Origin of the sequence: Streptosporangium minutum (assembly GCF_002149035.1) — a bacterium.
GTDB lineage: Bacteria > Actinomycetota > Actinomycetes > Streptosporangiales > Streptosporangiaceae > Streptosporangium > Streptosporangium minutum.
The window spans coordinates 1-9,655 of record NZ_NGFP01000314.1 but is presented as its reverse complement, the minus strand read 5'-3'; the positions used below and the strand labels follow the sequence as shown (position 1 = coordinate 9,655).

Here is a 9,655-nt window from a genome sequence, read left to right as displayed (position 1 = left end):
CGACCGCCCCGTGGGCCCCCGGGCTCCCGAAGGGCCGGGAGAGCCGCACGATCCCGGAGAGCCGGCCACATCCCCCGGGAAGTCCGAAGGCCTCGCCGGGGCCGCGGACTCCGAGGAGACCGGGCACCCCGGGGAAACCGCCGGAGCGGAGCTCCCGGAGGAGGCCGACGACACGACGACCATCCCGCCACCTGTCGAGGACATCTCGGCCGTCACCACCTGGCGCATCCCCGCGCGTGGCGAGGCGCCTCCCGCCGGGAAGGCCGCCGGGCCGTCCCTGTCGGTCGTCATCGTCGGCGGTTCCCCCGGCGCACGTGCCCGCCTGCCCGTCATCGTCGGGGCGTTACGGGCCCAGCGGCCGGCTCCGGAGGAGATCGTGCTGGTCGTCGAGGACGGCCCCGAGCTGGTCGCGTGGGCCGAAGCCACGCTCGACGGCGTCGTGGTCGTGCACAACCAGGAGGTCGCCGGCGCGGCCGCGGCGCGGAACCTGGGGCTGGCGAGCGCGCGGGGCGACGTGGTCGCCTTCCTCGACGACGACTCCTCTCCCGGCCCCGGGTGGACGGAGTCCCTGCTGGCGGCCTACGCCGACGACGACGTGATCGGGGTGCGCGGCCGGGTCGCGGTGCGCTGGAGCACCGGCAAGCCCGACTGGTTCCCCGTCGAGCTGGCGTGGGTGCTGGGGGTGCCGTGTACCGGCTCGCCCGCCGAGGCGGGTCAGATCGACGACCTGTACGGCGGCGCCCTGTCCTTCCGCCGTGAGGCGCTTGCCGAGGCGGGCGGCTTCCCGGAGAACGCGGACGGTTTCCCGGAGAGGCCCGGCCGGCGGCCCGGCGTCGTGACCGGGCCCACCGGTGGGGCGGCGACCGAGCTCCGCTCCCGGCTGCGGAAGCTGCGCCCGGACGCGAAGCTGCTCCACCAGCCCTCGGCGATCGTGCGGCTGGACGTGCCCGCGCACCGGGCCCGGCTGTCCTATTTCCTGGCCCGGTGCGCGGCCGAGGGCCGATCACAGGCCGGCGTCCCGCAGCGGGCCGGTGGGCGGGAGGGGCTGAGGGCCCACCTGGCCCCGGTCAGAAGAGGGCTGCCCAGGGCCGTGTTCCGCGCGGTCACCTTCACCGGACCGGCCGACGTCAAGGGCTGGAAGGCCCTGCTGGTCATGCTCCTCGGCCTGGCGGTGACCGGCGTCGGCTACGCGGCCGAGCGGCTGCGCGCGACGCGGACCGACGGGACGGCCCGGCGGGCGGGCGCCTGGACGTGGTTCCTCTCCCGTGCGGCGCTGCCGGTCGCCATCGTGCTCTGGGGGCTGTCACTGCGTCAGGTCGACCTCGACCGGATGACCGATCTGGGACTGCTCACCGTCCTGCCCGCCACCTTCTGGGGCGCGGTCGTGGTCCTGGTCGTCGGGTTCGTCGCCCTGCTCGGCGACCGGCGGGCCCTCGAACTCTGGCACGCGGGATACGTGCTGGCGCTGATCACCGTACTGCACGCGACGCCCGCCCTGCTGTATCCGTCCCTGCGCTACTCGTGGGCCTGGAAACACGTCTCGGTCATCGACTACCTGATCCGGCACGGCGCGACCGACCCGGAGATCGGGCCGCTGTCCGCCTATCACCAGTGGCCCGGATTCTTCTCCTTCTTCTCCCTGATGACGGAGATGGCCGGGCTGGACGACGCCCTGGGCATCGCCGTCTGGGGACCGGCCGCCTTCAACGCCGCGGTCCTCCTGCCGCTGCTGCTGCTCTTCCGGACGGTGACACGCAACCGCCAGCTGGTCTGGGGCGCGGTGTGGGTCTACTTCTCCTGTTCCTGGGTCGGGCAGGACTACTTCTCCCCCCAGGCCACCACGCTGGTCCTGTATCTGACCGTCCTCGCGGTCGTGGTGCGGCGCTTCCGGCGGGGGCCGGTCCGGACGGGCGACGACCCGCGAGGGCTGGCCGCGGAGCCGCCGCCCGTCTCCGGCGCCCTCACCCGCCTGGTCTGGACGTGCGTGCTGGTCGTCCCGATCGTCGCGATCGCCTCGTCCCACCAGCTCACGCCGCTGGTGCTGACGGTCGGGCTCATCGCCCTGTTCCTGCTGCGGCGGCACCGGAACCTGGGCATCCTGCTCGTCACCGGCCTCGCCGTGGCGACCTGGGACGCCGTCGCCGCCTGGCGGCTTCTGGAGAGCAGGTTCGGTGACATCGTCGCCTCGCTCGGCGACGCGGGCGGCAACCTGGACGACGGTTTCATCACCCTCGGCTCGGTCTCCCCCGGTCAGGTGATCGTCGCCTACGCCGATCGCGCCCTCTCCGGCGGGGTGTGGCTGCTGGCCTTCGCCGGCGCCGCCGTACGCCGCGGGTGGCTCAGGCGGTCGGGACTGCCCCTTCTCATGATCGGGCTGAGCCCACTGCTGTTCCTCGCCGCGGGGAGCTACGGCGGCGAGATCATCTTCCGTGTCTACCTCTTCACGCTGCCGCTGACGGCGTTCCTGGCCGCGGCTTTCTTCCTGCCCTCCCGCCGGGCCTGGGTCCGCGCGCTGGTCCTGCCCCCGGTCCTGCTGCTCATGGTCACGGGCTTCTTCTTCGGCAACTACGGCAAGGAGCAGTCCAACTACTTCACCGCGGACGAGGTCCGGCTCGTCCGGGAGGTCCATCGGGTGGCGCCTCCCGGCTCGCTGATCGTGGCGCCCACGTTCTTCCTCCCGGCGGCCTACGACTACTACGAGCGTTACGAGCACACCTGGCTGGACGAGCTGCCGCCGTCGCGCACCGCCGTACGGGGGCTGCCGCGGCATGTTCCCACCCTGCCGGAGCTGGTCCGCGATCCGCTGCCGTCGCTGGTCGGCCTCATGTCGAAGGTGCCGCCGGGGGCCAGGGCGTACCTGGTGCTCAACCGCGCGCAGAGGAGCGCCACCGAGACCGCGGGGATCTTCCCGCCGGGGACGGTCGACCGGCTGGGCCGGGAGGTCGCCGCGTCGGGCCGTTTCACGGTGCTGGCGCGCAACTCCGGCGGCGTCGTCTACGAACTCGTCCCGAGGACCCCATGAGCACCTCACGCCTGCCTCTGCTGCTGCTCGCCGCGTCCGGGTGGCTCGCGCTGCTCGTGACGCAGGTCGCGGGCGCCGGCCCGCTGCGCGTCACCGTGTCGGTGGCCTTCCTGCTCACCTGCCCGGGTGCCGCCCTGCTGGCCCTGGCCCGCCCCCTGCTCGGCCGCCGCGACCACACGGGGGACGCCATGGAGAGCCTGGCGCTGACGGTGGCGCTCAGCGTCTCGACCGGCGTGATCGTGAGCGAGGCGTTCTTCCTGAGCGGCACGTTCACGATGCCCGCGGCGGTGACGGCCCTGGCCGCCGTCACCTCGGCGGCGGCCCTGGGCGCGCTGCTCACCGCGCTGCTCACGGCGCGGCGCGCCCGGCGCGGCCCCGCCGGGCGCGCACCTTAGGGCCTGTCTCTTGGATCTCTGGCGTGGCGCACTGACTTGACGGAACATATTGCAAAGATCGCTGCATGTGCAGGATCGCCACGATCTGTCCGATGACGAATGGGAACGACTGAAGCCCCGGCTTCCTTCGGATCCGCCTCGTGGTGGGCGGTGGGCCGACCACCGCCGCGCGATCAACGGGATCCTATGGCGGGCCCGTACCGGCTCGCCTCGGCGCGATCTGCCGAGCGGGTACGGCACCTGGAAAACCGTATACATGCGGCGTCGACGTCGCCTCGATCCGGATGACGGACCCGACCTCTACCGCGTCATGTTCGATGCGAACTTCGACCTCGAGGCCCCTCAGTCCGCCGATGACACCCTGCACAGCCTCGTCCACGCCGTCCAACGAGGCAGAGCCATCAGCCGCTTCCGCAGCGATGTCGCCCCCCGCACGCTCGCGACCCAACCCGCCTTGGGCACCCACGGGTCCCGGCGATCCTTGTCAACGAGATGCAGCGTGCTGCGGCCCACCGCGTTCGGCCCCGTCGGGACGGGCAGCGCGAGCCGGGTTCCGGCAGCGGGCGTCGATCCGACTCCATCGCAACTCAAAGTTGCGATACCCGAGGGAGAGGTGACAGGATCGATCTATCGCAACTTTGAGTTGCGATATTTCCTGTCGGCGTCCCCCTGAGGTGGCAACCATGCGAAACCCTCTCCCTTGGACCCCGCACGCCATACCCGACCAGACCGGACGGGTGGCGGTGGTGACCGGGGCCAACAGCGGCATCGGCTACGTCACGGCCCGCGAACTGGCCCGCCGCGGCGCCCACGCCGTACTGGCCTGCCGTGATCCCGAACGCGGCCGGGCCGCCCTCACCCGCCTGCGGAGCGAGGTGCCCCACGCGCGCCTGGAGCTGCGCCGGGTGGATCTGGCCAGCCTGGCCTCCATCCGCGAGTTCGCCGCCGGGTGGGATCACGACCGGCTGGACCTGCTGGTCAACAACGCCGGAGTCGCGATGGTGCCGTTCGGCCTGACAGCGGACGGGTTCGAGTCCCAGTTCGGCATAAACCACCTGGGCACCTTCGCCTTGACCGGCCTGCTCCTGCCTCGCCTGCTCGCCGCACCCGAGCCGCGCGTGGTCACCGTCAGCAGCGAGGGCCAGCGTTTCGCCCGCTTCGACCTGGACAACCTCAACGCCGAACGCACCTACCGCACCGCCTTCGCCTACGTGCAGTCCAAGCGGGCCAACCTCTACTTCGCCATGGAACTGCAGCGCAGGGCGGACGCCGCCGGACTCCGGCTGCGCAGCATGGCCGTCGCCCCCGGACTCACCCGGACCAACGTCCTGACCGGCGGCGCCAACAGCCGCCGTGGGCGGCTGTACGCGACAGCTGCCCGCCTGCTCGTGCGTGCGGCCTTCCGCCCGGCTCCGGAAGGGGCGAAGACCTCCCTGTACGCGGCCACCGTCCCGGACCTGCCGGGCGGCAGTTACATCGTGCCCGACGGATCCTTGCAGCTCCGCGGCGAGCCGGCCCGCCGTACCCGCGAGCGCGCCATCGGTGACACCGTCACAGCCGACCGGCTGTGGGGGATGTCCGAACGCCTCACCGGCGTCACGTACGGGCTGCCCGCCGCCGCGGCGACAAGTCTGCCGTAGCGGTTCCCGGTCACGATGTCCTGGGCGGCCCGTTCCTCGATCCCGGTACGGGTGACGGCGTCCCGGAGGCCGGCGGGCCCTCCGGGCCGGCCGGGCTGTGCGCCTAGCCGCGCCCGTCGAGCGCCCGGTGCGCCCTCGCGATCAGCGTCGGCACGGAGGCGCCGACGTGCTCGAAGCCCTCACCGACGGTCTTGCCCTGCATGAACCGGGCGTGGATCCCCTCGACGATGACCGCCAGCTTGAAGTTCCCGAACGCCACGTAGAAGTCCAGATCGGTCAGGTCCGCCCCGGACACCTGGGCGTAGTGCGCGGCGAACTCCCCGGTGTCGAGGAAACCCGGGGTGAGCGTGATGTCGCCCGCCAGCGGGATGGAGGAGCGCTCGGCGTCTCCCGGGTCCTGCCAGTAGGTCAGGGTGAGGCCCAGGTCGGCGATCGGGTCTCCCAGGGTCGACATCTCCCAGTCGACCACCGCCCGGATCTCGGGGTCGGCGTCCGGCGCCAGCCGTACCAGCGTGTTGTCGAGCCGGTAGTCCCCGTGCAGGAGGGCGGCCGGGGAGCGGTCGGGCAGGCGCCGCAGCAGGCGGGCGGCGAGCCGGTCGTACTCGGGGAGCTCACGGGTCTTCGAACGCGTCCACTGCTGGCCCCAGCGTTCGAGCTGGCGGGCCATGTAGCCGTCAGGACGGCCGAAGTCGCCCAGGCCGACCGCGCCGTAGTCCACGGCGTGGACGGCCGCGAGCACCTCGGCGAGCCGCTCCGACAGCGTCCTGGCCTGGGCCGGTGACAGCTCCGTCTCGTCACGGCTGCGGACGGCCTCGCCTTCGACGTGCCCCATCAGGTAGAAGGGCGCGCCGATCACGTCCTCGTCGGTGCAGAGCGCCACCGGCTCGGGCACCGGCACCTCCGTCTCCGCCAGCGCCGAGATGACCCGCCACTCCCGGCGCATGTCGTGGGCGGTGGGCAGGACGTGGCCCAGAGGGGGGCGGCGCAGCACCAGGGGACGGGCCTGCGTCTCGATCCGGTAGGTCAGGTTGGACCTGCCGCCGGAGATGAGGGAGACGCCGGTGGGCTCCCCCACCTCGGCGACGTTGGCCGCCATCCAGGCGACCAGGCGGGACCAGTTGATACCAGGCGTGCTCATAGCCCACCATTAGAACGCCACTCGGCTTTCATCCGCCAGCCGGGGGCCGATCAGCTCGGCCACCACCGCGACCCCCTGCCTGACCTCGGCCAGGGAGGCGGAGCCGTATCCGATCACCAGCCCGTGCCTGCGCACCTCTCCGTGGTGGTGCCGGGCCAACGTCGAATCCAGCAGCACGCCGCGCTCCCTCGCCTCCTCTAAGAGGGACGGGATGATCCCGCCGGGGAGCTCGACCATGACGTGCAGCCCCGCGGTGTCGCCGGTGACCATGGGGCCGAGGACGTCCACGACGGCGGCGCGGCGGCGGGCGTACTCCAGCCGCATGCGGCGCAGGTGGCGGTCCACGTCACCCCGTTCCATCATGACGGCCACCGCCTGCTGGGCCGGGCCGCTGGTGCGGTCGCTCAGATCCTGGCGGGTCCCGACGATGGCGGTGAGCAGGTCCGGCGCGGCGACCAGCCAGCCGACGCCGATGTCGGGGGCGAGGGACTTGGACAGCGTGCCGAGCAGGACCACCCGGTCCGGGTCGAGACCGTGGAGCGCGGGCAGCGGGGCGACGTCGTAGCGGAACTCGGCGTCGTAGTCGTCCTCCACGACGATCGCCCCGGTACGGCGGGCCCAGTCCAGAAGGCGCTCCCTGCGCGAGATGGGCAGCCGTCCCCCCAGGGGGTACTGATGGGCGGGGGTGGTGTAGAGGACGCGCAGGTCGTCGGGGAGCCCGTCGACGACGACACCGTCCTCGTCGACCGGGCAGGGCACGATCTCGGCGCCTCGCGCGGCGAAGACGTTCCTGGCGACCCGGTAGCCGGGATCCTCGACGCCCGCCCGGTCCCCGGCGCGCAGGAGCGTGGCGGCGACGAGGTCGAGGCCGTTGCCGGTGCCCCGGGTGACCATGATGTCCTCCGGGCCGACGGCGATCGCCCGGGTCCTGCGGAGGTGCTCGGCCAGGGCCTCGCGGAGCCTCGGGAGGCCGTAGGGGTCGGACCTGTCCCCCGGCGGCAGATCGGCCGCCTTACGCCACGCCCTGCGCCAGGCCGCCTGGTCGTAGTCGCGGACCCAGGGGTGGCCGGGCCGCAGATCGATCATCCGCTCGCCGCGTCCACGCGTGCCGGCCGGGAGCGGTGCGGCCGGGCCGCCGGACGGCGCGGACCCGTCTCCGGTTCCGTGCCCGCCCCCGGTGCGGGCGGGCACGGAACCGGAGACGGCGGAGCCGCTCCGCGCGGCGGGGGCGTGGATGACCAGGTCGGCCACGTAGGTGCCGGAGCCGTGGCGGCCGTCGAGCCAGCCCTCGGCGTAGAGCTGCTGGTAGGCCTCGGTGACGACGGTGCGGCTGATGGAGAGCTGGCGGGCCAGGGAGCGGGTGGAGGGCAGGCGCTCGCCGGACTTGAGGGTGCCGTCGCGCATGGCGGTACGGAGCCGGTCGCCGAGCTGGACGGTGAGGGCCACGGGAGCCTCGCGGTCGAGCGAGACGGGCAGGTCGACGTAGGTGCGCGGCAAAGTGGTCTCCCGGAAGCGACAGGAAGTGGATATGTTCTCGATGTCCACTTCTTCCTAGGTTAGAGCCATGCTCTCTCCGACTCCGCGCACCACGCTCCGCCGCTCGAAGGAACGGGCCCGGACCGACCGCGAGGACCTGTACGCGGTGCTGGACGCCGGGCTGATCTGCCACCTGGGCGTCGTGGCCGACGGTTCCCCAATGGTGGTCCCCACCGGCTACGGCCGGATCGACGACACCCTCTACCTGCACGGATCCACCGGCTCCACCTCCCTGCGCGGCACCGGCGAGGTCTGCGTCACGGTGACCCACGTGGACGGCGTCGTGCTGGCCCGCTCGGTCTTCCACCACTCGGTCAACTACCGCTCCGCCATGATCTACGGCCGCCCCCGCCTCGTCGAGGACGACGAGGAGCGCCTGGCCGGTCTGCGCGCGATCACCGAACAGCTCGCCCCCGGCCAGTGGAGCGCCGCGCGCCCGCCGAGCAGGAAGGAGCTCGCCGCGACCGCCGTGCTCGCCCTCTCCCTGGCAGAGGCGTCGGTGAAGATACGGCAGGGGCCGCCGGTCGACGAGGAGGAGGACTACGCCCTGCCCGTCTGGGCGGGGGTCCTGCCGCTCCGCTCGTCCTGGGGCGCCCCCGAGGCCGACCCCGCCTTGATCATGGATCTGGACGTACCACCGCACATCGCCTCCCGAACCATATCCATTCGGTAAGCCCGATCCGGCCAACCCGGACCGCGGGGCGCACGTCTCATGGGGAGGACCTTCACTCGGAACGCTGGAGGGCGGCGATGACGGTCAGTGGATGGCACCTCCCCGGCTACACCGAGCTGAGGGAACTCGGCGCGGGCGGCGGCGGCCGGGTGGTCCTCGCCCGGCACGACGGGTCGGGCGTCCAGGTCGCGATCAAATACCTGTCCGAGCGGCTCAGGAGGGATCCGGACTTCCTCGCCCGGTTCCGGGCCGAGGCCAGGCTCCTGGTGGAGCTGGCCGACGACAACGTGGTCCGGCTCTACGAATACGTCGAGGCGGCCGGGGGCGCCGCCATCGTCATGGAGGCCGTCGACGCCGTCTCCCTGCGGGAACTGCTCCGCGAGCACGGCTCGACCGGGCCCGAGGCGGCCCTCGTCGTGCTCAAGGGCTCGCTCATGGGCCTGTCCGCCGCCCACCGGACCGGCCTGGTGCACCGGGACTACAAGCCGGAGAACGTGCTCGTCCAGGCGGACGGCACCAGCAAACTGGTCGACTTCGGCATCGCCGTGCCGGCGGGGGCGGTGGACCGTCCCGCGGGCACCCCTCCTTACATGGCGCCCGAGCAGTGGGCCAGCGGCCCCGCCTCGCCGGCCACGGACGTGTACGCCGCGACGGCGGTCTTCTTCGAGTGCCTGACCGGGCGCCGGCCGTATCGGGCGATCGATCCGGCCGTGCTGAGGCACCAGCACCATCGTGCGCCGATCCCGGTGGGAGAGGTTCCGGAGCCGCTCAGGGAGCTGGTGGCCAGGGGGCTGGCCAAGGACCCGATGGACCGGCCGGCCACCGCCGCCGGGTTCGTGGCCGAGCTGGAGGCCGTGGCCGTCGCCGCCTACGGCCAGGACTGGGAGAAGCGGGGCAGGAGCAAACTGGTCGCGCTGGCCGCGCTGCTGCCGCTGCTGTTCCGGCTCCGCGGCCCCGACCCGACGGCCGGGACCACGCTGTTCCGCACCGTCCTCGGCACACTGCGCAGGAGGGCCGCGGGGGTCGCGGCCGGGGCGGGGCTGGTGGTGATCGCGGGCGGCGTCAGCGTGTACGTGCTGGCCGGTGCGCGGCCACCCGAGGTCCAGCGGATCGAGATCGCCGCAGCCGGACCGTCCACCTCACCCTCTCCTGAACCGTCCGGCCCGGCGGCCTTCTCACCGCCGCCGTCGCCCTCCGCGTCGCCCTCCGCGTCGCCCTCGGTCTCCCCCGAGGTCGTCGAACCCCCTCCCC

Annotated in this window: 7 protein-coding genes and 1 pseudogene; 6 read left to right on the top strand and 2 right to left on the bottom strand. The window is 72.9% G+C overall.

What is annotated here, in order from left to right; translation table 11 throughout:
- The 4 genes and pseudogenes from CA984_RS39445 to CA984_RS39425 all read left to right on the top strand — a co-directional run.
- Nucleotides 1-3,022, top strand: a 3,022-nt coding sequence (locus CA984_RS39445) for a glycosyltransferase (RefSeq protein WP_133061916.1), incomplete at its 5' end; no start/stop codon positions are given.
- The gene (locus CA984_RS39440) at nucleotides 3,019-3,417 is read left to right on the top strand and encodes a hypothetical protein (protein ID WP_086578472.1); all 399 of its coding nucleotides are present in this window, start codon (nucleotides 3,019-3,021) and stop codon (nucleotides 3,415-3,417) included. The genes CA984_RS39445 and CA984_RS39440, both read left to right, overlap by 4 nt.
- Before the next feature lie 67 nt (nucleotides 3,418-3,484).
- Nucleotides 3,485-3,688, top strand: a pseudogene (locus CA984_RS49430) (transposase); the annotation flags it as partial.
- Nucleotides 3,689-4,100: 412 nt separating this feature from the next.
- On the top strand, nucleotides 4,101-5,057 hold the full coding sequence (locus CA984_RS39425; RefSeq protein ID WP_086578471.1) for an oxidoreductase: 957 nt from the start codon (nucleotides 4,101-4,103) through the stop codon (nucleotides 5,055-5,057).
- A 103-nt stretch (nucleotides 5,058-5,160) separates the two neighbouring features.
- Here the strand turns inward: CA984_RS39425 and CA984_RS39420 are convergent, their stop codons facing one another.
- Nucleotides 5,161-6,195, bottom strand: a complete 1,035-nt coding sequence (locus CA984_RS39420; RefSeq protein WP_086578470.1) for a phosphotransferase family protein — start codon at nucleotides 6,193-6,195, stop codon at nucleotides 5,161-5,163.
- Between the two features lie 9 nt (nucleotides 6,196-6,204).
- Entirely contained in the window at nucleotides 6,205-7,692 is a 1,488-nt protein-coding gene (pdxR, locus tag CA984_RS39415; protein ID WP_086578469.1) for a MocR-like pyridoxine biosynthesis transcription factor PdxR, read from the bottom strand.
- A 67-nt stretch (nucleotides 7,693-7,759) separates the two neighbouring features.
- Here pdxR and CA984_RS39410 point away from each other — a divergent pair, with 67 nt between their 5' ends.
- Both CA984_RS39410 and CA984_RS39405 read left to right on the top strand, forming a co-directional pair.
- Nucleotides 7,760-8,404, top strand: a complete 645-nt coding sequence (locus CA984_RS39410) for a pyridoxamine 5'-phosphate oxidase family protein (RefSeq protein WP_086578468.1) — start codon at nucleotides 7,760-7,762, stop codon at nucleotides 8,402-8,404.
- A 77-nt stretch (nucleotides 8,405-8,481) separates the two neighbouring features.
- A partial coding sequence (locus CA984_RS39405; RefSeq protein ID WP_108724679.1) for a serine/threonine-protein kinase occupies nucleotides 8,482-9,655 on the top strand: 1,174 nt, incomplete at its 3' end.